The organism is Plantactinospora veratri (assembly GCF_036421995.1).
Taxonomy (GTDB): domain Bacteria; phylum Actinomycetota; class Actinomycetes; order Mycobacteriales; family Micromonosporaceae; genus Plantactinospora; species Plantactinospora veratri.
Genome location: NZ_JAZGQL010000020.1, coordinates 83,381 through 106,540 on the forward strand (window position 1 = coordinate 83,381; position 23,160 = coordinate 106,540).

The 23,160-nt window shown below is 71.2% G+C and carries 20 protein-coding genes; 14 read left to right on the forward strand and 6 right to left on the reverse strand.

Annotation, left to right across the window (positions count from 1 at the left end; all coding sequences use genetic code 11):
• Positions 1-163: 163 nt before the first annotated feature.
• From dnaK to V1634_RS24075, 7 genes are all read left to right on the forward strand, one after another.
• Positions 164-2,044, forward strand: a complete 1,881-nt coding sequence (gene dnaK, locus V1634_RS24045; protein WP_331210154.1) for a molecular chaperone DnaK — start codon at positions 164-166, stop codon at positions 2,042-2,044.
• A gap of 57 nt (positions 2,045-2,101) precedes the next feature.
• Positions 2,102-3,079, forward strand: coding sequence for a nucleotide exchange factor GrpE (grpE, locus tag V1634_RS24050; protein ID WP_331210155.1), 978 nt, complete (start codon positions 2,102-2,104; stop codon positions 3,077-3,079).
• A gap of 174 nt (positions 3,080-3,253) precedes the next feature.
• A complete protein-coding gene (dnaJ, locus tag V1634_RS24055) occupies positions 3,254-4,441 on the forward strand; it encodes a molecular chaperone DnaJ (RefSeq protein ID WP_331210156.1) in 1,188 nt (395 codons plus the stop codon).
• 84 nt (positions 4,442-4,525) lie between these two features.
• Positions 4,526-4,918 (forward strand): heat shock protein transcriptional repressor HspR, encoded by a 393-nt coding sequence (locus tag V1634_RS24060; protein WP_107264418.1) that lies wholly within the window; start codon positions 4,526-4,528, stop codon positions 4,916-4,918.
• Positions 4,919-5,553: 635 nt separating this feature from the next.
• Positions 5,554-6,099, forward strand: a complete 546-nt coding sequence (locus tag V1634_RS24065; protein WP_234359153.1) for a DUF4360 domain-containing protein — start codon at positions 5,554-5,556, stop codon at positions 6,097-6,099.
• A 251-nt stretch (positions 6,100-6,350) separates the two neighbouring features.
• Positions 6,351-6,995, forward strand: coding sequence for a DUF4360 domain-containing protein (locus V1634_RS24070; RefSeq protein WP_107262607.1), 645 nt, complete (start codon positions 6,351-6,353; stop codon positions 6,993-6,995).
• Between the two features lie 187 nt (positions 6,996-7,182).
• Complete coding sequence (locus V1634_RS24075) at positions 7,183-7,821, forward strand: DUF4360 domain-containing protein (RefSeq protein ID WP_331210157.1); 639 nt, start codon at positions 7,183-7,185, stop codon at positions 7,819-7,821.
• A gap of 401 nt (positions 7,822-8,222) precedes the next feature.
• Here the strand turns inward: V1634_RS24075 and V1634_RS24080 are convergent, their stop codons facing one another.
• From V1634_RS24080 to V1634_RS24090, 3 genes are all read right to left on the reverse strand, one after another.
• Positions 8,223-8,654, reverse strand: coding sequence for a hypothetical protein (locus V1634_RS24080; protein ID WP_331210158.1), 432 nt, complete (start codon positions 8,652-8,654; stop codon positions 8,223-8,225).
• A gap of 200 nt (positions 8,655-8,854) precedes the next feature.
• Positions 8,855-10,060: a cation:proton antiporter gene (locus V1634_RS24085; protein WP_331210159.1), complete on the reverse strand. Its 1,206-nt coding sequence runs from the start codon at positions 10,058-10,060 to the stop codon at positions 8,855-8,857.
• Positions 10,061-10,065: 5 nt separating this feature from the next.
• Positions 10,066-10,566 (reverse strand): cation:proton antiporter regulatory subunit, encoded by a 501-nt coding sequence (locus V1634_RS24090; protein ID WP_107262611.1) that lies wholly within the window; start codon positions 10,564-10,566, stop codon positions 10,066-10,068.
• Positions 10,567-10,800: 234 nt separating this feature from the next.
• Here V1634_RS24090 and clpB point away from each other — a divergent pair, with 234 nt between their 5' ends.
• The 7 genes from clpB to V1634_RS24125 all read left to right on the forward strand — a co-directional run bounded on the left by clpB (position 10,801) and on the right by V1634_RS24125 (position 18,029).
• Positions 10,801-13,392: an ATP-dependent chaperone ClpB gene (gene clpB / locus V1634_RS24095; RefSeq protein ID WP_331210160.1), complete on the forward strand. Its 2,592-nt coding sequence runs from the start codon at positions 10,801-10,803 to the stop codon at positions 13,390-13,392.
• A 124-nt stretch (positions 13,393-13,516) separates the two neighbouring features.
• Positions 13,517-13,894, forward strand: coding sequence for a hypothetical protein (locus V1634_RS24100; protein ID WP_331210161.1), 378 nt, complete (start codon positions 13,517-13,519; stop codon positions 13,892-13,894).
• Positions 13,895-14,068: 174 nt separating this feature from the next.
• Positions 14,069-14,791 (forward strand): hypothetical protein, encoded by a 723-nt coding sequence (locus tag V1634_RS24105; RefSeq protein WP_331210162.1) that lies wholly within the window; start codon positions 14,069-14,071, stop codon positions 14,789-14,791.
• Positions 14,792-15,078: 287 nt separating this feature from the next.
• Positions 15,079-15,855: an SDR family NAD(P)-dependent oxidoreductase gene (locus V1634_RS24110; protein ID WP_331210274.1), complete on the forward strand. Its 777-nt coding sequence runs from the start codon at positions 15,079-15,081 to the stop codon at positions 15,853-15,855.
• Positions 15,856-16,039: 184 nt separating this feature from the next.
• Positions 16,040-16,579, forward strand: coding sequence for an orotate phosphoribosyltransferase (gene pyrE, locus V1634_RS24115; protein ID WP_331210163.1), 540 nt, complete (start codon positions 16,040-16,042; stop codon positions 16,577-16,579).
• A gap of 57 nt (positions 16,580-16,636) precedes the next feature.
• Positions 16,637-17,014, forward strand: a complete 378-nt coding sequence (locus V1634_RS24120; RefSeq protein WP_007073957.1) for an ArsR/SmtB family transcription factor — start codon at positions 16,637-16,639, stop codon at positions 17,012-17,014.
• 94 nt (positions 17,015-17,108) lie between these two features.
• A complete protein-coding gene (locus V1634_RS24125; RefSeq protein ID WP_331210164.1) occupies positions 17,109-18,029 on the forward strand; it encodes a class II aldolase/adducin family protein in 921 nt (306 codons plus the stop codon).
• Positions 18,030-18,098: 69 nt separating this feature from the next.
• On the opposite strand, the gene V1634_RS24130 is transcribed toward V1634_RS24125, so the two are convergent.
• From V1634_RS24130 to V1634_RS24140, 3 genes are all read right to left on the reverse strand, one after another.
• Positions 18,099-18,812 carry a DedA family protein gene (locus tag V1634_RS24130; protein WP_331210165.1) on the reverse strand — a complete coding sequence of 238 codons (714 nt, stop codon included), beginning with the start codon at positions 18,810-18,812 and terminating at the stop codon, positions 18,099-18,101.
• A 195-nt stretch (positions 18,813-19,007) separates the two neighbouring features.
• Positions 19,008-21,590, reverse strand: a complete 2,583-nt coding sequence (locus V1634_RS24135) for a polynucleotide kinase-phosphatase (protein ID WP_331210166.1) — start codon at positions 21,588-21,590, stop codon at positions 19,008-19,010.
• Positions 21,587-23,089, reverse strand: coding sequence for a 3' terminal RNA ribose 2'-O-methyltransferase Hen1 (locus tag V1634_RS24140; protein WP_331210167.1), 1,503 nt, complete (start codon positions 23,087-23,089; stop codon positions 21,587-21,589). The genes V1634_RS24135 and V1634_RS24140 overlap by 4 nt, the downstream gene beginning before the upstream one ends.
• Between the last annotated feature and the right edge of the window lie 71 nt (positions 23,090-23,160).

Consider the following 23,160-nt stretch of genomic DNA (forward strand, 5'->3'; position numbering starts at 1 on the left):
GTGGTGCTGAAGTCCCCCGAGGTGGGTTGCGTCGATGTGACTCAAGTCCGACTTTGCACGTACGGCGGATCGTGGCACTATTGAGTCCGGTCCACTCAACTTGCGGTGGGTGCACTGCGGGCGGTGCCCGTCACCTGCCTTGTAACGAAGCGAGGAAGCGAAGATGGCACGTGCGGTCGGCATCGACCTCGGCACGACGAATTCCTGCGTCAGCGTTCTCGAAGGCGGTGAGCCCACCGTCATCGCGAACGCCGAGGGCTCGCGGACGACTCCTTCGATCGTCGCGTTCGCCCGCAACGGCGAGGTGCTCGTCGGTGAGGTCGCCAAGCGTCAGGCGGTGACCAACCCGGACCGGACCATCCGGTCGGTCAAGCGGGAGATGGGCACCAACTGGTCCGTCGACATCGACGGAAAGAAGTACACCTCACAGGAGATCTCCGCCCGGACGCTGATGAAGCTCAAGCGGGACGCGGAGGCGTACCTGGGTGAGCGGATCACCGACGCCGTGATCACGGTTCCGGCGTACTTCAGCGACGCCCAGCGGACCGCCACCAAGGAGGCCGGGGAGATCGCCGGCTTCAACGTGCTGCGGATCGTGAACGAGCCGACCGCGGCGGCGCTGGCGTACGGGCTGGACAAGGGCTCCAAGGAGCAGACCGTCCTGGTCTTCGACCTCGGTGGCGGCACCTTCGACGTGTCGCTGCTGGAACTGGCCGAGGGAGTCATCGAGGTCAAGTCGACCAGCGGTGACAACCACCTCGGTGGCGACGACTGGGACGAGCGGATCATCGACCACCTGGTGAAGACCTTCCGTGGCCAGCACGGCGTCGACCTGTCCCAGGACAAGATGGCGATGCAGCGGCTGCGCGAGGCGGCCGAGAAGGCCAAGATCGAGCTTTCCGCCGCCACCACCACCAGCATCAACCTGCCGTACATCACCGCCGGCCCGGCGGGTGGCGACGGTGCCCCGTCGGCGCCGCTGCACCTCGACGTGACGCTGACCCGGGCGGAGTTCCAGCGGATGACGCAGGACCTGCTCGACCGCTGCAAGGGCCCGTTCGAACAGGCCATCAAGGACGCCGGGGTCAAGGTCTCCGACGTCGACCACGTGATCCTGGTCGGCGGCTCGACCCGGATGCCGGCCGTCTCCGAACTGGTCAAGCAGCTCACCGGCCGCGAGCCCAACAAGGGCGTCAACCCGGACGAGGTGGTCGCGGTCGGTGCCGCGCTCCAGGCCGGTGTGCTCAAGGGCGAGGTCAAGGACGTCCTGCTGCTCGACGTGACCCCGCTGTCGCTGGGCATCGAGACCAAGGGCGGCATCTTCACCAAGCTGATCGAGCGCAACACCACGATCCCGACGAAGCGCTCCGAGGTCTTCACCACGGCCGACGACAACCAGCCGTCGGTGCTGATCCAGGTCTTCCAGGGCGAGCGGGACATCGCGGCGTACAACAAGAAGCTCGGCACCTTCGAGCTGACCGGCCTGCCGCCGGCGCCGCGCGGCGTACCGCAGATCGAGGTCACCTTCGACATCGACGCGAACGGCATCGTGCACGTCAACGCGAAGGACCTCGGCACCGGCAAGGAGCAGTCGATGACGATCACCGGCGGCTCGGCGCTGCCGAAGGACGACATCGAGCGGATGATGCGGGACGCCCAGGACCACGCCGACGAGGACAAGCGGCGCCGCGACGAGGCGGAGACCCGCAACCAGGCCGAGCAGCTCCAGTGGCAGACCGAGAAGTTCCTCGCCGAGAGCGGGGACAAGCTGCCGGCCGAGCCGCGCGACAAGATCAACGAGGCGCTCGGCGACCTGCGCTCCGCGCTCGGCGGTACCGACCTGGAGAACGTCAAGACGGCGCACGAGAAGCTGCTCAAGGTCTCCCAGGAGGCCGGTTCGCTGCTCTACGCGCAGCAGCAGGCCGAGCAGCAGGGGCAGCCGGGTGCCGCCGGTGCCGGCCCGGAGGGCGGCCCGACCGGTGCCAAGGGCGGCGCCGACGACGTGGTGGACGCGGAGATCGTCGACGAGGACGACAAGAAGTGACGACGCGTTCTTCGCGTACCCGGGCTGGCCGTAAGCACAACGGATCGAGGTAATTGAATGACGGACAAGCCACGAGCCGCCGATCCGGAACCCACCGGGTCGGCGCCGGGTGGCTCCGCGACCGCCGACCCTGCCTCGGGCACGGCCGGCGAGGGCGTCGTCATCCGGAACAACCGGAAGATCAATATGACCGGCGACCAGCCGGGCACCGGCGGAGCGGCCCCGGACGGTACGACCGACGGCACCCGACTGGCGGCGAAGGATCCGAACCCGGACCCGGAGCCGCCGGGCGACGCCGAGCCGGTGGTGGCGGCCGGTGAGATCGACGACACCGGTTCGAGCGGCGCTGCCGCCTCGGTGGACGACGCGAAGTCGGCCGAGGACGGGCCGGAGGTGGCCGACGACGCGACGACCGAAGCGGGCGAGGCGACCACCGACGACTCCGGTGCCCCGGTCACCGATCCGGCCACCCCGGTGGTGGACGAGGCCGAGCTCGCCGAGGTACTGGCGGAGGGGGCGCCGTCCGGCACGGACGGGCCGGTGGTCGACGCCCCGGCCGAGCCGGTCACCGAGGCCACGGCCGAGGCCGGCCCGCTCGGCGCCGAACTGGGGGCGCTGCGGGCCGAGCTGGACGAGCGGACCAGGGACCTCCAGCGGGTGACCGCGGAATTCGCCAACTACCGCCGGCGGATGGACCGGGAGCGGGCGAGGGACGCCGACCGGGCCACCCGGGTCGTACTCGCCGCGCTGCTGCCCGTCCTCGACGACCTGGACCGGGCTCGTGAGCACGGCGACCTGGTCGGGCCGTTCGGTACGGTGGCGGACCAGTTGATCGCGGCACTGGCGAAGTTCGGGCTGACCCCGTTCGGCGAGAAGGGCGACCCCTTCGACCCGAACCAGCACGAGGCGGTCGCGCACCAGACCTCGGCCGAGGTCACCGAGCCGACCTGTGTGGAGGTACTGCGCCGCGGCTACCAGGTCAACGACGCGCTGCTGCGGCCCGCGATGGTCGCGGTGGCCGACCCGGAGGAGTGAGCACTCCGGCGCAAGGGGTAACCGGGTCGGAGCGAGGTTGAGCGTTGAGCCGGTGCGTCGGGGGGGGGGGGGGGGGGGGGGGGCGCCCCCGCCGGCGGGGGGGGGGGGGGGCGCCCCGCCCCGCCCCCCCCCCCCCCCCCCCCCCCCGCCACAGGGGAAGGGGGTGGACGACCGATGAGTTCCAAAGACTGGCTGGAGAAGGACTTCTACGCCGTGCTGGGGGTGGCCAAGTCCGCCTCTCCTGACGAGATCAAGAAGGCGTACCGGAAGCTGGCCAGGGAATCGCACCCGGACCACAACCCGGGTGACGCCCAGGCCGAGGAGCGGTTCAAGGCCGTCTCCGAGGCGTACGACGTACTCGCCGACGCGCGCAAGCGCAAGGAGTACGACGAGATGCGCTCGCTCTTCGGGTCGGGCGCGTTCCGCCGCAACGCCCGGACGGGCGGGCCCGGCGGTTACCCGTTCGACGTCTCGGACCTCTTCGGCGGGGCCGGCCAGCCGGGCGGCGCGGCCGGTGGTGACCGCCGGTTCGGCGGGGCGGGCTTCTCCGACCTGTTCAGTTCGATCTTCTCCGGCGGCGGCCCGACCCGGGCCCGCGGTCCGGCCCGGGGTCGGGACGTGGAGGCCGAGGTGATGCTCGACTTCGGCGACGCGGTGCGCGGGGTGACGGTGCCGCTGACGCTGCGCGCTCCCGGCGTCTGCGACACCTGCCACGGTGACGGCGCCAAGCCGGGGACGCTGCCCCAGACCTGCCCGCAGTGCCGGGGCGCCGGGGTGGTCACCCGCAACCAGGGCTCGTTCAGCTTCTCCGAGCCGTGCCGGGAGTGCCAGGGCGTCGGCACGATCGTGGAGGAGAAGTGCCCGGAGTGCCGGGGTACCGGCGGGGTGACCAAGTCCCGCACGCTCAACGTCCGGTTTCCGGCCGGGGTCGCGGACGGCCAGCGGATCCGGCTCGCCGGCCGGGGTGAGCCGGGCGACCGGGGCGGCCCGCCCGGCGACCTGTACGTCCTGGTCAAGGTCCGCTCCGACGACCTCTTCGGGCGCAGCGGCGACGACCTCACCCTGACCGTGCCGATCACCATCGCGGAGGCGGTGCTCGGGACGGACCTGCGGGTGCCCACCCTGGACTCGTCGGTGACCCTGCGGGTGCCGCCGGGCACTCCGAGCGGCCGTACCCTGCGGGCCCGGGGCCGGGGTGTGGCCCGGCGGGACGGTCAGGCCGGCGACCTGCTGGTGACGGTGGAGATCGTGGTCCCCGAGCAGCTCTCGCCGGAGGCCAGGAAGGCGCTGGAGGAGTTCGCCGCGCAGACCCCGGCGGCGGCACGGGAACATCTCGACGCCCGGGTGCGTCGTTTCAACTGAGCTGTTGGCAACGCGGAGGTGATCAAGGTGGCCGAGGAGTACGTCGTCGTCTCGATCGAGCAGGCGTCCGACGCCAAGGTTCTGATGATCTCGGTCGCGGCCCGGATGGCCGGCATGCACCCGCAGACGCTGCGGCAGTACGACCGGATGGGGCTGGTGCAGCCCGGCCGGGCCCCGGGCGGCGGGCGCCGGTACAGCGTCCGCGACGTCGCACTGCTCCGGGAGGTGCAGCGGCTGAGCCAGGACGACGGTGTCAACCTGGCCGGCATCAAGCGGATCATCGTGCTGGAGCAGATGGTCGACGAACTCCAGCAGCGGATCGCGGGCTTGCAGGCCGAACTGGAGGCCGCCTACCGCCGGGTGGCCGAGCTGGAGGCGCTGGGCGGGCTCCCCCGCCGGGACCTGGTGCCGACCAACCGGCCCTCCACCGCGCTGGTGGTCTGGCGCCCCCGCCGCAGCGCCGATCCCTCGGCCTGATCCTGTCGACCGGGCGCCCGTCCCGGTCGGCGGTTGCGTGTCTGCGGTCGGCCGGACGCAGCGGCGGCCGGCGGCCCGAGCCGCTGAGCTGACCCGGGGGTAGCCGTTCCCGCATCGCGGGATGTCCGGGTACCCCCACGGGGTGTTCGAAACCATTACGCTGGGTGTTTCGGGAACATTACGCCCGATTCTCGGAATCCATTAGCGAGAAGGCTCGGAAACCATTACCCCGAGCGCGCCGCCAGCCATCACCGTACATAGCGGTGACGTCGGAGTCCGGTGGTCTGTTGATCGCCGGATCTTTCCGTCGTACGCCCGGCAAAGGTCATGGAGCGTCTTGTCCGTCCGCCCCGCGAGTGGGGTGCGGGCGGCGGGTCGCCGAAGAGTGTCCCGGTGCCGCGCTATGACGCGGTCCTGCGGATGCTTGTGATCTAGTCCGACGCAATTGATCAGCAGTTCTTGAATGTCCTGGGTTACAAGATTGTTTTATTGACGGCCGTCAATGTTATGACTATGGTGGGCTGCGGGCGCGACCGCATCGCGACGACCGGAAGGGAACTACCATGTCCAACGTGATGGCTGTCGGCGGCGTACTCGCGGCATTGTTTGCCTCGACGGTAGCTACCGAGCCTTTGGTGACTCCTGCCGAGAGGATCACCATCAGCGTGGAGACCGTCAACGGATCGGGCTGCCCGGCAGGGACGGCCGAGGTGAGCACCGCAGCCGACAACACGGCCTTCACGGTGAGCTACAGCGACTACTTCGTCCTGGCCGGCGCCGGGGCGAAGCCGACCGAGTTCAGGAAGAACTGCCAGCTCAACCTGCGGGTGAACATCCCACAGGGGCTCACCTTCGCGGTGGCCCAGGTGGACCTGCAGGGCTACGCGTACCTCCAGCGGGGGGCCAGCGGCTCGCAGCACTCGCACTACTACTGGATGGGCAGCTCGTCCACCGCGCAGACCAGCCACGAGTTCACCGGGCCGTACAACGGCGGCTGGCGGACCTCCGACCGGGCCGCCGCCCTGGTCTACGCACCCTGCGGCGAGGCGCGGAATCTCAACGTCAACACCGAGCTGCGGGTGGACGGTGGCAACGCCGACAACGGCACGAGCTTCATGGCGATGGACTCGAGCCGGGGCAGTGTGCGCAGCGTCTACCACCTCAGCTGGAAAGAGTGCTGATCGCGTCGCCGTAAACGCGTCCCCTTACGGCGGTCTGTGGGGTTAGCGCGAATTAGGGCCCCTGGGTCGGTCGATGGAATTGTGAATGTCCATCGCGCCTGACCCAGGGGCCCTCCGCGTTTTCGGCGACAGTCGCAGTACCACCTTTTCGGCCATTACTCATTCAACTTTAGGACATTGACGAACATCAATAAATAGCGTTAAAGTGTGCTTACGCGCGCGACATTATCGCCACGATCGGGAGGGAACCCATGATCAGTGTGCTGGCCATTGGCAGTCTCGTTGCCTCGATGCTCGGCGGGATTGTCATCCCGACGGATCCGCCTGTGGAGCCTCCGGAAGAGCAGATTGTCATCGAGGTCATTACCATCAATGGTTCGGGTTGCCCGGCCGGGACCGCGGCCGTCGCGGTCGCCCCCGACAACACCGCCTTCACGGTGACCTACAGCGACTATCTCGCCCAGGTCGGCGTGGGGGCGCGGCCGACCGACGCCCGGAAGAACTGCCAACTGGCCCTGCAGGTGCACGTCCCGGAGGGCTTCACCTACGCCATTCTCCAGGCCGACTACCGCGGCTACGCCTACCTGGCGAACGGTGCGACCGCGGTGTCGCGGGCGAACTACTACTTCCAGGGCTCCTCGCCGACGACGTACAAGAACCACAACTTCAGCGGTCCGCTGGACGACAGTTGGCAGACCACCGACACCTCGGAACTCACCTCGGTGAGCTACGCGCCCTGCGGGGAGATGCGCTTCCTCAACATCAACACCGAACTGCGGGTGAACGTCGGGACGTCCAACCCGGCGACCACGACCAGCTTCATGGCGATGGACTCGACCGATGGTGGCATCAACACCATCTACCACTTCGCATGGAAGAAGTGCGAAGAGTCCTGACGTGAGGCCTCCGGGTTGGGATGCGGGAATCTGCTCCGGCATCCCGGCCCTGGGGGCGGGGCCCGCCCGGTCGGCGTTGTCCGGACCGTGCGGGCACCGGCGAAGAGGGCCATCCGATCGATGGATGACGTTTGATACATCGCGCGGGCAACGGCTCGCGCGACGGTGACCGAAGGGAGCCCCGGAAATGTTGCACACATTAGTCATCGGCAGCCTGGCGGCGTCGTTAATGGGTCTGCCGGTACTCGCCGACCCCGTGCCGACCACGAATCCGCCCGCCGAACGCATCACCATCGAGGTCAAGACGGTCAACGGGTCGGGTTGCCGGCTCGGGACGGCGGCGGTCGCCACGGCCCCGGACAACACCGCCTTCACCGTGACCTACAGCGACTACCTCGCCCAGGCCGGCGCGGGTACCGCGCCGACCGACTTCCGGAAGAACTGCCAACTGGTCCTCCAGGTGAACGTCCCGGGCGGCTTCACGTACGCGATCCGGCAGGCCGACTACCGCGGCTTCGCCCACCTCGAACGCGGTGCCAGCGGCATGCAACGGGCGAGCTACTACATCCAGGGGACATCGCCGACGGCGACCGAGACGCACACCATCCCCGGCCCGATCAGTGACAGCTGGCAGACCACCGACGTCACGGACATGGCCGAACTGGTCTACGCCCCGTGCGGCGAGGTCCGGCTGCTGAACATCAACACCGAGCTGCGGGTCAACCGCGGTACGTCGGACCCGAAGACCACCAGCTTCATGATGATGGACTCGACCGACAGCAGCGTCAGCACCACGTACCACTTCAACTGGATGCGGTGCGACTAGTCCTCGCCGGGAACGGGTCCCGGTGGGTACGAGGCAGGGCGACATCCGCACGCACCGGTACGGCAGCCGCCGACCGGCGTCGTGACGCTTCAAGCGAAGAACTCCGCTGGCGCTCGTCGAGAGGTGCTTCGAGCGCCAGCTCTTCCTGTCCCGGCCGGGACAGCGACCCGCGATGGTCCACCCGGCCCGCTGCCCGGTTCCGGCACGCCGGACCGGTGAGATCAGTAACCTGGCTGATGGCGCGAGTTCCGCGGTCGCGGTCCTCCGGTACGCAGGTCAGGTCCCGTGCTCCGCGCCGGCACCAGCTGGTGGTCCGGGGTCCACGGGGGGTCCCGGCCCACCACTCGCCCACCGGGCCGCAGGCTCGGCGCGGACCCGGGCCGCCCGCCGGCCACCAGGTTTCAGCTCAACCGGCGACCCTGCCGGACCAGGCCGCCCTCGCACCAGTCGCGGTAGTCGAACAGCTCCGGCCTCGCCTGGAGCATCCGGGTGTTGTGCGCCCAGATCGCCATCGGCTCGTCGCCGAGCCGCTCGGCCTGCTCGACCAGCTTCCGCAACCGCCGCTTCGGATGGGCCTGGAACTTGGTCCGGATGCCGTCCGCGGCGTAGATGTAGAGGCAGTGCAGCGCGAAGCGGCGGGCCGGACAGGACGGGTCCATCGCCAGATCGAAGAGGGTGCCGATGAGCCGGTCTCCCGAGACCAGCAGGTCCCAGTCCTTCGGCATCGTGTGCAGCGGCACCGAGTCCGGCTCGTAGGCCCAGGCCCGGAGCTCGGCGGGGGACGGGTCCACCGGGTTGGCAAAGCCCCGGAACGCGGAGTCCTGCACGCTCAACGGGCCGCCTTTCCGCTCGCGCGGCTGCCGGGCGCGCCGGCCCCCGCGGGTACCTGTGGCTACTGCGGCGACACGGTAACGCGCTGTTGCCAACCTGCGAAAGGGTCGCCACGTGCTATTTCATCAACCCGTTACGCGTTGGGGGAACCGGCCGAACGGTGATCCCGGTATGTGGGGCGCGACACCCGCCGCGCCCCGACTCACTCCGTCGCCGGAGCCGGTGCCGGACCGCCGGGCGCGGCCCGACGGCGCAGCCACCGCTTGAACCAGGCGAAGTCGGGCAGCCGGGCCAACATCGGGCCGGTCACCACGGTGATCAGCACGTACGCGGTGGCCAGCGGGCCGAGTTGCGGATTGACCACGCTGGTGGCGACGGCCAGCCCGGCGATGACGATGGAGAACTCGCCGCGCGGTGCCAGGGCCAGCCCGGCCCGCCACCGGCCCGGCAGCCCGATGCCGACCCGTTTCGCCGCCACGTAACCGGTCAGCACCTTGGTGGCCATGGTGACCACGGCCAGCGCCAGCGCCGGCAGCAGCACCGGCGGAATCGCCCGGGGATCGGTGTTCAGCCCGAAGAAGACGAAGAAGACGGCGGCGAAGAGGTCCCGCAGCGGCGAGAGCAGCTCGGTCGCGTTGTGTGCCACCGGCCCGGAGAGGGCGATGCCGACCAGGAACGCGCCGACCGCCGCCGACACCTGGAGCCCGGCGGCGATGCCGGCGACCAGCAGGGTCAGGCCGAGCACGCCGAGCAGCAGCGCCTCCGGGTCCCGGGCGGAGAGCATCCGGGAGATGAAGTGGCCGTACCGGATCGCCACCACCAGCACCAAGACCACGGTGAAGACCGCGACGGCCAGCGCGATACCGCCGCCGAGCAGGCTCTGACCGCTGAGGATCGCGGTGACCAGCGGCAGGTAGAGCGCCATCGCGAGGTCCTCGATGACCAGCACCGACAGGATGACCGGGGTCTCCCGGTTACCGACCCGGCCGAGGTCGGCCAGTACCTTGGCGATGACGCCGGACGAGGAGACCCAGGTGACCCCGGCCAGGACGATGGCGCCGATCCAGCCCCAGCCGAGCAGCAGCCCGAAGGCCGCGCCGGGCAACGCGTTGAGCAGGCCGTCGACCAGCCCGGCCGGTGCGGCGGCGCGCAGGTTGCCGACCAGTTCGTCGGCGGAGTATTCCAGGCCCAGCATGACCAGCAGCAGGATCACACCGATCTCGGCGCCGACCTCGAAGAACTCCTCGCTGGCCGAGAGCGGCACCAGCCCGCCGTGCCCGAAGGCGAGCCCGGCGAGCAGATAGAGCGGGATCGGCGAGAGGCCGATCCGCCGGCTGAGCCGGCTGAGCAGTCCCAGGGCGAGCAGCAGCGCGCCTACTTCGATGAGCAGGATCGTGGTGTGGTGCATACGCCTCAGCCGTCCGGGTCGGTCTCGGCGAGGATCGCGGTGACACCGTCCAGTCCCTGGCGGGTGCCAACCACGACCACCACATCGCCGGCCTCGAACCGGAAGGTCGGATCGGGTGAGGCGATCACCTCGCGCTCCCGCAGGACCGCGACGATGGATGCGCCGGTACGGGTGCGGGTCTGCGTGTCGCCCAGCCGCCGGCCGACGTACCGCGAACCGGCCGGGATGGCGATCTGCTCGGTGAGCAGCCCGGCGGCCTGCTGGCGCAGCCCGGAGAGCTGGCCGAGCATCAGCGAGGCGCCGAGAATGTCGGCCAGCGCCTCCGCCTCGTCGTCGGTGAGCGGAACGTCGGCGGTGCAGGAGTCCGGATCGTCTGGGTCGTACAGCACCAGATCGCGTCGGCCGTTGCGGTGTGTGACGACACCGAGCCGGCGTCCGGAGGCGGTGACCACGTCGTGACGTACGCCGATCCCGGGCAACGCCGTCTGCTCAACACGTACTCGCACGTAACCAACCGTACCGGTTGTCGATCGAGGGCCGGTACCGGCGTCGGGGTGGTGCGGTCCGCCGTCTGGTCGGCGCGAATGTGACTGATGTCACGCCGCTGGACTTGAGTGGAATAGACTCAACTCTGGTTGTGTCGTTCGTACTGGAGGTGGTGTCGCCGGGCGGCGGCGTCACCGCCCGCCACGCTGCCGATGCCGGCCAGTGCCACGGCCGGCGGACCGTATTGGGAGCCCATGAACGCCGAACGTCTCACCACGAAGAGCCGCGAAGTCATCACCGGCGCCGTCGCGACGGCGAACCAGCGCGGCCACGCCACCGTCGAACCGTGGCACCTGCTGCTGTCCCTGCTGGACACCGGCGGGTCCACCGCGGCCGGACTGCTGCGCGCGGTCGGGGCGAATCCGGCCGACATCCGGCGGGCCGCCGCCCGGGCCGTGGAGAACCAGCCGGCAGCCCGGGGATCGAGCGTCGCCGAGCCGAGCCTGGCCCGCGAGTTCGTCAACGCCATCGGCGCGGCCGAGCAGATCGCCCGGCCGCTCGGCGACGAGTACACCTCCACGGAGCACCTGCTGGCCGGGCTGGCCCGGGTCGGCGGCGCGGTCGCCAACACCCTCAAGCAGGCCGGCGCCACCGAGGAGAACCTCGTCGCCGCCTTCCCGGCGGTACGCGGCGGCGACCGCCGGGTCACCACCGCCGACCCCGAGCAGACCTACCAGGCGCTGGAGAAGTACGGCGTCGACCTGACCGCCAGCGCCCGGGAAGGCAAGATCGACCCGGTGATCGGCCGGGACGCCGAGATCCGCCGGGTGGTGCAGGTGCTCTCCCGGCGCACCAAGAACAACCCGGTGCTGATCGGCGAGCCCGGCGTCGGAAAGACGGCGATCGTCGAGGGGCTGGCCCAGCGGATCGTCGCCGGTGACGTCCCCGAGTCGCTGCGGGACAAGAAGCTGGTCTCGCTCGACCTCGGCGCGATGGTCGCCGGTGCGCAGTACCGGGGGCAGTTCGAGGAGCGGCTCAAGTCGGTGCTGGAGGAGATCAAGAACTCCGACGGCCAGGTCATCACCTTCCTCGACGAACTGCACACCGTGGTCGGCGCCGGCAAGGGCGAGGGCTCGATGGACGCCGGCAACATGCTCAAGCCGATGCTGGCCCGGGGCGAGCTGCGGATGGTCGGCGCCACCACGCTCGACGAGTACCGCGAGCACATCGAGAAGGACCCGGCGCTGGAGCGGCGCTTCCAGCCGGTGCTGGTCGGCGAGCCGACCATCGAGGACACCATCGGCATCCTGCGCGGGCTCAAGGAGCGCTACGAGGTGCACCACGGGGTACGCATCACCGATGCCGCCCTGGTCGCCGCCGCCAGCCTCTCCGACCGGTACATCACCGAACGGTTCCTGCCGGACAAGGCGATCGACCTGGTCGACGAGTCCGCCTCCCGGCTCCGGATGGAGATCGACTCCCGGCCCACCGAGGTCGACGAGATCGAGCGCGCGGTACGCCGGCTGGAGATCGAGGAGATGGCGCTGGCCAAGGAGCCCGACCCGGCCTCGGCCGAGCGCCTCGAGCGGCTCCGCAAGGAGCTGGCCGACAAGCGCGAGCAGCTCACCGCGCTCAGTGAGCGCTGGCGGCTGGAGAAGGAACACATCACCCGGATCTCCACCGCCAAGGAGGAGCTGGAGCGGCTCGGCGGCGAGGCCGAGCGGGCCGAGCGGGACGGCGAGCTGGAACGCGCCGCCGAACTGCGCTACGGCCGGATCCCCGAGCTGAAGGCCGCGCTGACCCGGGCCGAGGGGGAACTCGCCGGGCTTCAGGCCGACGGGGCGATGCTCAAGGAGGAGGTCGGCGCCGACGACATCGCCGCGGTGGTCGCCTCCTGGACCGGTATCCCGGCCGGCCGGCTGATGGAGGGCGAGACCGCCAAGCTGCTCCGGATGGAGTCGTCGCTCGGCGCCCGGGTGGTCGGCCAGGCCGAGGCGGTGGCCGCGGTCTCCGACGCGGTACGCCGGGCCCGGGCCGGGGTCGCCGACCCGGACCGGCCCACCGGCAGCTTCCTCTTCCTCGGCCCGACCGGCGTCGGCAAGACCGAACTGGGCAAGGCGCTCGCCGAGTTCCTCTTCGACGACGAGCGGGCGATGGTCCGGATCGACATGAGCGAGTACGCCGAGAAGCACTCGGTGGCCCGGCTCGTCGGCGCCCCGCCCGGCTACGTCGGGTACGAGGAGGGCGGGCAGCTCACCGAGGCGGTGCGCCGCCGGCCGTACTCGGTGATCCTGCTGGACGAGGTGGAGAAGGCGCATCCGGACGTCTTCGACGTACTGCTCCAGGTGCTCGACGACGGCCGGCTCACCGACGGCCAGGGGCGTACGGTCGACTTCCGCAACGCCATCCTGATCCTCACCTCCAACCTCGGCACGGCGGTCGTCTCCGACCTGACCCTGGGCGAGGAGGAGCGCCGGGAGGCGGTGCTGGCGGTGGTCCGCTCGCACTTCAAGCCGGAGTTCCTGAATCGGCTCGACGACATCGTCGTCTTCGCCTCGCTGACCGGGCAGGAGCTGCGCGGGATCGTGGACATCCAGCTCGATCGGCTGCGGCGGCGGCTCGCCGACCGGCGGCTCGGTCTGGAGGTCACCGACGCGGCCCGGAGCTGGCTCGCCGAGCACGGGTACGACCCGATCTACGGCGCCCGGCCGCTGCGCCGGCTGGTGCAGTCGGCGATCGGCGACCGGCTGGCCAGGGCGTTGCTGGCCGGCGAGGTGCGCGACGGCGACACCGTCCGGGTCGACATGGCCGACACCAAGGAGTCGCTGACCGTCGTCCGGGTCTGAGCGGACACCCCGGGGCCGGCCCGATCGTGGGATCGGGCCGGCCCCGTCGTCCGTCGCGGACCACCGAGCGGTCCGGTGCCCTGCCGGCGAGCGCTCCCGGCCGGATCGGGTGACCATTGGTGGCATGACCGAGTTTCCGGGACGGGGCGACGAGCTGGCGACGGCGGTACGCGAGCTGGCCGGCGCCGACGTCGTCGCATTCGGCGGGGTGGGTCTCGCCGGCCAGGTGTTGCCGCCCACCGAGGCGTACCGGACCGTCGAGGCGGCCCTGCCCGAGCACGCCGGGGAGTTGCGTCCCCGGCTGGCGTGGTTGCTGGCGAACGGTTCGGCCGCCGGCAAGGCGTACGCGGCGACGCTGCTCGACCGGCTGGACCCGGCGGCGGCCCGGGACGCCTGGCGGGGGCTGCTCGGCGATCGGGCCGAACTGACCACCTTCAGCGGTTGCCTGATGGACCAGACGACCCTGGGTGAGTACGCCGCCGGCCGGCTCGGCCGGGACTGACGGCGCTCCGGGCCGCTCCGCGCCGCACCGCCAGCGGCGGTTCACCCCCGGGCAGTGGGACCGGTACCGATACGGTGGTCCGGAATCTGGGAATTCTGATCTGGGAACGTTCGATCCGCACAACCCGATCCCGGGACCCCCGACCCGGGGGACCCGAGCCAGGAAAGGAGAGCCGTGTCGGAACCAGCCACGTCCGCGTCGACCGCGAGGCCGCGCCCGAGCACCGTCACCAATGCCAGCTATCTGCTCTATCTGGCGGCGGCCCTGATCGCCGTGTCGGCGGTGGTCAGCCTCACCACGCTCGGCACTGTCTCGACCATCTTCCGCGAGGAGTACGCCGGCACCTCCGTCGAGGGTGCCGAGGGCTTCGCCGTCGGCATCACCGTGTTCAGCGTCGTACTGCAACTGCTGATCGCCATCGGTCTGGTGGTGTTGGCCCTGCTGAACAACCAGGGCCGCAACGGTGCCCGGATCGCCACCTGGGTGGTCGCCGGGCTCGGAGTCTGCTGCACCGGGTTCGGTGCCGCTGGAACGGCGCTCTCCGGGGTGGGCACCGGCGGAGGCTCCACAGCGGACGGCCCGGACAACGCCGAGATCCAGCGTCGGCTCGAGGCGGAGCTGCCCTCCTGGAGCGAGCCGCTCACGCTGATCTGCTCGATCGTCGCGCTGCTGGCGTTGATCGCCGCGATCATCCTGCTGGCGCTGCCCGCGTCGAACGAGTTCTTCCGCAAGCAGCCGGCCGGCTGGGAGCCACCGGTGCCGGGTGCGGCGTACCCGGGCCAGGCGCCGAGCACCGGCACCGACCCCGGGTACCCGCAGTACCCGCCGGCCGGGCCGCCGAGCAACCCGCCCGGCAACCCGCCGACGAACCCGCCGGGCAACCCGCCGGCGAGCTGAATCGACGCACCACGGATCCCCCGGTCGGCACCGGCCGCCGGGGGATCCGGCACGTCCGGCGGTCGGGCCGCGCGACGGCGCCGGGTACGCCCTCCGAGCCCGCCGCCGAGCCGCTCCCCGGGGGACGAGGTTCTTTTCGGATTCCGGACGCTCCGCTACCTTGTGGGAGCGGTACCCGCGTGGTCGTCGAGGTGAGGAAGTCAGTGGCAGCAGCCGTTCCGCCCTCGGGCACCGAACCCGACGCCGGCGGGCCCCCCGGGCCGGGCCGGAGCGGAACCCGGCGCGCCCTGATCACCGGCGCCACCGCCGGAATCGGTGCCGCGTTCGCCCGGCGGCTCGCCGCCGACGGCTACGACCTGCTGCTGGTGGCCCGGGACGCGCAGCGGCTCGCGGAGTCCGCCACCGAGCTGACCGCCCGGCACGGCAACAGGGTCGAGGTCCTCCCGGCCGACCTCGCCACCGACCAGGGGTGCGGCTCGGTCGAGGAGCGGCTCTCCGACGCGTCGGCACCGGTCGACATGCTCGTCAACAGTGCCGGGATCAGTCTCAACCGCTCGTTCCTGCGCTCGACCGTCGCCGACGAGTCCCGGCTGCTCCGGTTGAACGTGCACGCCGTGCTCCGGCTGACCCTCGCCGCCCTGCCCAGGATGGTCGAGCGGCGCTACGGCGCAGTGATAAATGTCTCTTCCGTCTCAGGCTTCGGGCCGGTGATGCCCGGGTCGACGTACCCGGCGAGCAAGGCGTGGGTGACGAACTTCAGCGAGTCGGTGGCCCAGTCGGTGCGGCCGATGGGCGTACGGGTGATGGCGCTCTGCCCCGGCTACACGCGTACCGAGTTCCACGACCGGGCCGGCATCGACATGTCGAAGACCCCGGACTGGTTGTGGCTGCGCGCCGACGACGTGGTGCGGGACGCCCTTCGTGACCTGGATCGGGACCGCATGGTCAGTGTCCCGGACTGGCGCTACAAGGTCGCGGTCTTCGGTCTGCGGCACGCACCGGGCCGGATCTGGCGGGCGGTGGCCAAGGACGCCCGGGGGCGGACCGGTCGCGCAGAGTTGTGATCCGGCCGGGTGAGGCGTCCCTGGCGCTCCGACGGCTGCGGTGACGACGTCCCGACCGTGGGCAAGATTCAGTGCGGAGAGTAGCCGATTTTCAGTCCCATCGGCCACCGTCAGACCGACTCGAACGGCCCTCCCACCGGGTCGGCCATTCGGCTCTCACCTTGGCGCAGTACCCTTACCGGCCATGGGCGACCACGACGACCTGCGTAAATTCATCACTGACCTCGCCGTCGTGCACGGTCGGGTGGTGTTGTCCTCTGGTCGTGAGGCGGACTGGTACGTCGATCTGCGGCGCGTGACCCTGCATCACGCGGCGGCACCGTTGGTCGGCCGGGTCATGCTCGACCTCACGGCGGACTGGGACTACGACGCGGTTGGCGGCCTGACGTTGGGTGCGGACCCGATCGCCGTTTCGATGCTGCACGCCGCCTCGGCGACGTCGCGTCGACTCGACGCTTTCGTGGTGCGCAAGGCCGGCAAGACGCATGGGTTGCAGCGCCGGATCGAGGGTCCGGAGCTGAGTGGCCGCCGAGTGTTGGCGGTGGAGGACACCTCCACCACGGGAGGCAGTGTGCTGACCGCAGTGGAGGCGTTACGGGAGGCCGAAGCCGAGGTCGTGGGCGTGGCGGTTATTGTTGATCGTGGTGCGGGCGACGCCGTACGAGCCGCCGGATTGCCATACCGGGCAGCCTATACGTTGGCTGACCTCGGCCTAGTGGCCTAAAAGTTTGCCGATTCGGATCTGCTGATATGCAGGCGGGTCGATGCTGCTGGTGGAAGGATGGAATACGTGGGAACTGCGTTGGCCGAAATGACTATGCCTCAGATCTCGCCGCTTGCCGGCGAGCCGATCGAGCGCGCCGACGCTGAGCGGCTGGCGGGGGTCCTCAAGGCCCTTGCCGACCCCGCTCGGCTTCGACTGCTCAGCCTGATCCAGTCGGCACCGGAGGGCGAAGCGTGCGTGTGTGATCTCACCGCGCCGCTTGGCCTCTCCCAGCCGACGGTCAGCCACCACCTCCGTATCCTCACCGAAGCCGGCTTGCTGGAGCGGGAGAAGCGGGGCGTGTGGGCTTACTACCGGCTGGTGCCGACGGCGATCGCCACGATCGCCGACCTGCTGACCCCGCCGCGTAAGCGGGCCACCAAGAAGGCCCGCTGAATCAGCGCACGGCCCGTCTGGTGGCCGCCCTTCACAGGACGGCGCCAGACGGTCCAACCGCTGCTGACGCGGTGGGGCGGGGTGGGCTTCCGGCGTGAACTATCTCCGGGGAGACCTGCGGGATCAGCTCGCGTACGTCGGGCAGGACGTCGTCCGGACCGGCCTCGTGGTCGGTTCCGGAGGCAACCTGTCCGCCCGGTTGCCCGACGGCGATTCCTGCTGGGTGACCGCTGGCGGCACCTGGCTGGACCGGCTTGACCGTTCGTCCTTCGTCCGGGTGCGCATCTCGGATGGTTCCGTTCGCACGGACCCTCCGGCCTACTCGGACGATCCGCGCCGCCCCGGGGGCCAGGCCGCCGACGGTGGCCCGGCACAGCCGGCCGGAGAGTCTCTCCGGGACGCTGCCGCCGTCCCGGACGGTACGGTGCTGCCCGCGCCACGGGTGTCGGACGCTCCGGCCGCCGGTGGTGTCTCCGCGTCCGTCGGGGTGCCCGGTGCCGCTGGTGACGCGGCGTGGCGACGCTCCGCGCTTCCGCACGCCCGGAACGCGGGCGGCCCGTCAGCGCCGCAGCGCCGGCAGGTCATGCCGACCAGCGAGGTCGAACTGCACCTCGCCACCTATCGGGCCCGGCCGGACGTGAACGCGATCGTGCACCTGCACCCGCAGACCGTGCTGCTGCTCGACGCGCTCGGCGAGGCGGTCCGGCTGGTCACCACCGACCACGGCTTCTATCTGCGCCGGGTCGCCCGGGTGCCGTTCCGGCTGCCCGGCACCGCCGAGCTGGCCGAGTTGGCCGCCGACGCGACCCGGGACGGCACCAACTGTCTGGTGTTGAGCCGGCACGGCTGCTCGGTGCTGGCCGACAGCGTGGAGCTGGCGCACAAGCGTGCCGCGAACCTTGAGGAAGCGGCCCGGCTGACGTACAAGGCGCTCGCCGTCGGGCGGTTGGCCGAGCTGCCGGAGCTGCCCGCCGAGTTCCTGTCCCGGATCGACGGCGGCGCGACCAGCGTGTGACCGGCCGCGCCGCTGCCCCGTGGTTCACCGGCGACCGGCCGCTGCCGGCCCCGCCGTAATTCCGCCGGCTCAGTAGCCGCGGCGGTGCCGCTGGGCCTCCTGGGCGGCGTGCTCCAGCTCGGTCCGTTCGGCCGGGGTGGTGCCCCGGCGGGCGGCCATCCGGGCCCGGAGCAGCTCGATGATGATCGGGATCACCGAGACGAAGACGATGGCGATCAGGATCAGCTCGATGTTCGCCTTGACGAACGGGATCTGACCGAGGAAGAAGCCGAGCACGGTGACCCCGGTGCCCCAGAGGATGCCACCGATCACGTTGTAGACGACGAAGGTGCGGTAGCGCATCCCGCTGACCCCGGCGACGATCGGGGTGAAGGTACGGACGATCGGTACGAACCGGGCCAGCACCACCGATCGGGCGCCGTACTTCTCGAAGAACTCGTGCGCCTTGAGCAGGTTCTCCTGCTTGAACAGCCGGGAGTTGGGGCGCCGGAACAGCGCGGGGCCGACCTTCTTGCCGAACGCGTACCCGACCTGGTCGCCGGCGATCGCCGCGATCGTGATCAGCAGGCAGACCAGCCAGAGCGGGTAGGTGATGTATTCCCCGTCGGCGGTCAGCAGGCCGGCCGTGAAGAGCAACGAGTCACCGGGCAGGAAGAAGCCGATCAACAGCCCGGACTCGGCGAAGACGATGGCCAGGATGCCGAGCAGCCCGAAAGTCGAGATCAACCACTCCGGATCCAGCCAATCCGGACCCAGGGCCAGCGTGGTGGTGGGCGTCGGCACGAGGAGACCTCCGGAACTCTCGGCATGGCCGGTGAAGGGTCCGCCAACATGGTGGCGGGTACCACAGCAGTCTAGGCGGACCTTCCCGACAGTCGCCGCGCGATGCCGCCGCCGGGGCCTACCGGGAACGGATCGCTCCGCCCGTCCTGGTCGGCGCCGGAGTCGACCCCGTCGCCGACCAGGGCGGACGTCGCCCTAGAGTCGCGGATCGACCGGTTCCGACTCGCAGGCGAGGATCGCGAAGACCAGCTCGTGCCGCCGCCAGAGCGGGGCGCCCTCGGCCAGCCGGTCCAGCGCGGCCAGGCCGAGCCCGTGCTCGCGCAGGGCCAGCCCGCGCTTGCGGCCCAGCGACCGGTGCCGGAGAACGGCCAACTGGTCCGGTTCGGCGTACTCCGGGCCGTAGATGATCCGCAGGTAGTCCCGGCCCCGGCACTTCAGGCCCGGCTGGAGTAGCCGGCCCTCGGCGTCCCGGGCACCGGGCCCGGCGTACGGCTTCACCACCATGCCCTCGCCGCCGGCCCCGGTCAGCTCCAGCCACCAGTCCGTCGCCGCCGACACCGCCGCCTCGTCGGCGAGATCCACCACCCGGCGCCGGGTCGGGGTGAACAGCTCCGGCTCGGCGCCGTGCAGCCGGTCGGCCAGGGCGAGGTGCCAGCCGTGGTCCCGGCCGGCGTGCGAGGCACCCTCGCTGGCGAGCACGGCGAACGGCGCCAGGGTCACCCCGGCGAGGCCGTCGGTCGGCCGGACGTAGCTCCGGTACGCCTCGGTGTAGCGGTGCAGGTCGGTCGCCCGGCGAGCCATCCGGGCCCGGAGGTCGGCGACCGGCAGGTCCCGCCCGGCCGCCCGGTCCAGCGCGTCGAGTACGGCCGGCAGCGCGGCCCGGCCCGCCGCACCGACCGGGGCGTACTGCTCCCGGATCAGCGCGCCGGCCTTGGCCGACCAGGGCAGCAGTTCACAGTCGAGCAGCAGCCAGTCGGTGTCGAGTTCGGCCCAGAGTCCGGCGCTGCCGACGGCGGAACGTACCCGGGCCAGCAGCGCCCGGTCGAGCGCCCCGCCGAAGAACGGCCGACCGGTCCGGGTGTAGACGACCCCGTCACCCGGGCCGAACCGGCCGGCACCCGTCTGGTCGGTCTCGTCCCGGCAGACCAGCACCACCGCCCGGGAGCCCATGTGCTTCTCCTCGCAGACCACCCGGTCGACCCCGGCCCGCCGGTAGTCCTCGAACGCCTGCGCCGGATGCTCCAGGAAGCCGTCCACGGTCGAGGTGGAGCAGGGCGCCATGGTCGGCGGCAGCCAGGGCAGCCAGCGCGGGTCGACGGCGAACCGGCTCATCACCTCCAGCGCGGCGGCGGCGTTCTCGGCCGGTACGGTCACCGTGCCGTAGCCGTAGTCGAGGTGCCGCCGCCCGGTGACGTCCCGCAGGTCCAGCCCGAGATCGTCCCGCCCGTCCGCAGCCGGCCGGCCGGCTGCCCCGGCCGGTGACGGCGCGACCGGCGCGACGGCCAGCGGCCGGGCCGGCGGGTAGTACTCCTTCGCCGCCGGCACCGAGACGAGTTCCCGGCTCGGGTAGCGCAGCGCGGTCAACGTGCCGCCGAAGACGCAGCCGGTGTCGATGCAGATGGTGTTGTTGACCCACTCGGGCGCCGGGGTGGGGGTGTGGCCGTAGACGACCATGGCCGAACCCCGGTAGTCCCGGGCCCACGGGTAGCGCACCGGCAGGCCGTACTCGTCGGTTTCGCCGGTCGTCTCGCCGAAGAGCGCGAACGCCCGGACCCGGCCGGACGCCCGGCCCTGGTATTCGGCCTTGAGCCCGGCGTGCGCGACCACCAGCCGGCCGTCGTCCAGCACGTAGTGGCTGACCAGGCCGTCGACGAACGCGGAGATCTCGGCGACGAAGCCGGGTTCCTCGGCGTCGAGCTGGGCCAGCGTCTCGGCCAGGCCGTGCGACACCGTGACGTTGCGGCCGCGCAGCTTGCGCAGCAGCTTCTGCTCGTGGTTGCCGGGCACGCAGAGCGCGGTGCCGGCGCCGACCATCCCCATCACCAGCCGGAGTACGCCGGGCGAGTCCGGCCCGCGGTCGACCAGGTCACCCACGAAGATCGCGGTACGCCCCTGCGGGTGCGTCGCGTTCACCGGCCGCCCGGCACCGTCCCGGTGCAGCGTCCAGCCGAGCCGGAGCAGCAGCGCCTCCAGCTCGGCCCGGCAGCCGTGCACGTCGCCGATGATGTCGAACGGCCCGGTCAGCTCCTTCCGGTCGTTGAAGAGCTTCTCGTAGCGGATCTGCGCGGCCTCGATCTCCTCGACGCCGCGCAGCACGTGCACCTTGCGGAAGCCCTCCCGCTCCAGCCGCCCGAGGCTGCGCCGCAGGTCCCGCTGCATCCGGCCGAGGACCTGCCGGCCGAAGGTCCGGTCCGGCCGGGTCTGCGTACGCTCCCAGCAGAGCGGTTCGGGCACGTCCAGCACGATCGCCACCGGGAGTACGTCGTGTTCCCGGGCGACGGTGACCAGCCCGGCCCGGGCGTGCTGCTGGAGGTTGGTGGCGTCCACCACGGTCAGCCGGCCGGCGCGCAGCCGCTTCCCGGCGACGTGGTGCAGGACCTCGAAGGCGTCGGCCGAGGCGGACTGGTCGTTCTCGTCGTCGGCCACCATCGCCCGGAAGATGTCCGAGGAGAGCACCTGGGTCGGCGCGAAGTGCCGGCGGGCGAAGGTCGACTTGCCCGAGCCGGAGACGCCGACCAGGGCCACCAGGGCCAGTTCGGGAATGTCCAGTGTGCTCATCGGGCGCCTCCTCCGTTCTCGGTTCCGTTCCCGGTGCCGCCGGGTGCGGTGCGGGTGAAGACCGCGAGCTGGGTCGGGCTGCCGACCTCGGGGTCGTCGGCGCCGACGCCGCTGATCGCGACCGCGTAGCCGTAACCGGCACCGACCGAGCCGGCCCAGTCGGCGAACTCGGCCCGGCTCCACTCGAACCGGTGGTCGGCGTGCCGGAAAGCGCCGGCGGCCAGCCCCGGATACCGCACGTTGTACTCGACGTTCGGGGTGGTCACGACCACCGTCCCCGGCCGGGCGTGCCCGAAGACGGCCGCCTCCAGCGCCGGCAGGCGCGGTGGGTCGAGATGCTCGACCACCTCCATCAGCACGGCGGCGTCGTACCCGCGCAGCCGGTCGTCCCGGTAGGTCAGCGCGGACTGCCACAGCTTGATCCGCTCGCGCTGCCGGGGCGGCAGCCGGTCCAGCCGCAGCCGGCGCTCCGCGACCGCCAGGGTCCGGGACGAGACGTCGGTGCCGACGACCTCGGTGTACCGGCGGTTCTTGACCAGCTCGGTCAGGAGCGCGCCGCCGCCGCAGCCCAGGTCGAGGACCCGGGTGGCGCCGCAGGCGTCGAGCGCGTCGAGTACGGCGGCCCGGCGCAGCGCCGCGAGCGGCTGCCGGTCCACCGTCGCCGGCAGCCCGGCCTCCTCGTCCGCACCGCAGTCCGGAGTCTCCACGATGGAGTCCGGGTCGGCCGGCTCGTCGACCAGCCGCTGCTCGGCGAGGCGGGCCAGGGCGACACCGGCCAGGGCCCGCCGGTGGGCCAGGTAGCGGCGGGTGATCAGGCCGCGTTCCGGGTGTTCCGCCAGCCAGCCGGCACCGGCCCGGAGCAGCTTGTCGATCTCGTCCGGCGCGACCCAGTAGTGCTTGGCGTCGTCGAGTACCGGCAGCAGCACATAGAGGTGGTTCAGGGCGTCGGCCAGCCGGACCGTGCCGGTCAGGGTGAGGTCGACGTACCGGCTGTCGCCCCACCCGGCGCGGTCCGGGTCGAGCGGGATCGGGACGGCGGCGACCGTCCAGCCCAGCGGGGTGAAGAGCTTCCCGGCCAGCTCGGCCCCGCCCCGGCAGCGCAGCGCCGGCACCCGCAGCTCCAGCGGGATCGGGGTGGCCGCCAGCTCGGGCCGATCCTTCGAGCTGCCGCGCAGCGCGGAGCGGAACACGGTGGACAGTGCCGAGGAGAGCAGGCTGGAGGCGGCGTACCCGCGGTCGTTGACGTACTGGCCGAGGGTGAAGCCGTCCGGCGTCGGGCCGCCGCCCCGGCCCCGGCGCCCCCGGCCGGCACCGGAGAGCGCCAGCGGGTCGATGTCGAGCAGCAGGGCGGCGGTACAGCGTTCGGTGCCGGCCTCCGGATACACCACGTACGCCGTACCGGTGGGCATCCCGAACGTGTGCACCCGGTCGGGATGCTTCACGAGCAGATAGCCCAGATCGGTGGCCGGCTGGTGGGTGGTGGTCACGGTGATCAACACGTCGACAATGCTGACAGCTCACCGACGACCCGTCGCCTCGATTAATCGCAATCTTCCTGTCCCACACTTCC

Excerpts from the sequence above, each read along its gene's own strand:
- V1634_RS24100 (WP_331210161.1), top strand. The coding sequence starts at position 13,517 with ATGACCGAGTTTCCGGGACGGGGCGACGAGCTGGCGACGGCGGTACGC.
- V1634_RS24120 (WP_007073957.1), top strand. The coding sequence starts at position 16,637 with ATGGAATACGTGGGAACTGCGTTGGCCGAAATGACTATGCCTCAGATC.
- grpE (WP_331210155.1), top strand. The coding sequence starts at position 2,102 with ATGACGGACAAGCCACGAGCCGCCGATCCGGAACCCACCGGGTCGGCG.
- dnaK (WP_331210154.1), top strand. The coding sequence starts at position 164 with ATGGCACGTGCGGTCGGCATCGACCTCGGCACGACGAATTCCTGCGTC.
- pyrE (WP_331210163.1), top strand. The coding sequence starts at position 16,040 with ATGGGCGACCACGACGACCTGCGTAAATTCATCACTGACCTCGCCGTC.
- V1634_RS24060 (WP_107264418.1), top strand. The coding sequence starts at position 4,526 with ATGATCTCGGTCGCGGCCCGGATGGCCGGCATGCACCCGCAGACGCTG.
- V1634_RS24070 (WP_107262607.1), top strand. The coding sequence starts at position 6,351 with ATGATCAGTGTGCTGGCCATTGGCAGTCTCGTTGCCTCGATGCTCGGC.
- clpB (WP_331210160.1), top strand. The coding sequence starts at position 10,801 with ATGAACGCCGAACGTCTCACCACGAAGAGCCGCGAAGTCATCACCGGC.
- dnaJ (WP_331210156.1), top strand. The coding sequence starts at position 3,254 with ATGAGTTCCAAAGACTGGCTGGAGAAGGACTTCTACGCCGTGCTGGGG.
- V1634_RS24075 (WP_331210157.1), top strand. The coding sequence starts at position 7,183 with ATGTTGCACACATTAGTCATCGGCAGCCTGGCGGCGTCGTTAATGGGT.
- V1634_RS24085 (WP_331210159.1), bottom strand. The coding sequence starts at position 10,060 with ATGCACCACACCACGATCCTGCTCATCGAAGTAGGCGCGCTGCTGCTC.
- V1634_RS24135 (WP_331210166.1), bottom strand. The coding sequence starts at position 21,590 with ATGAGCACACTGGACATTCCCGAACTGGCCCTGGTGGCCCTGGTCGGC.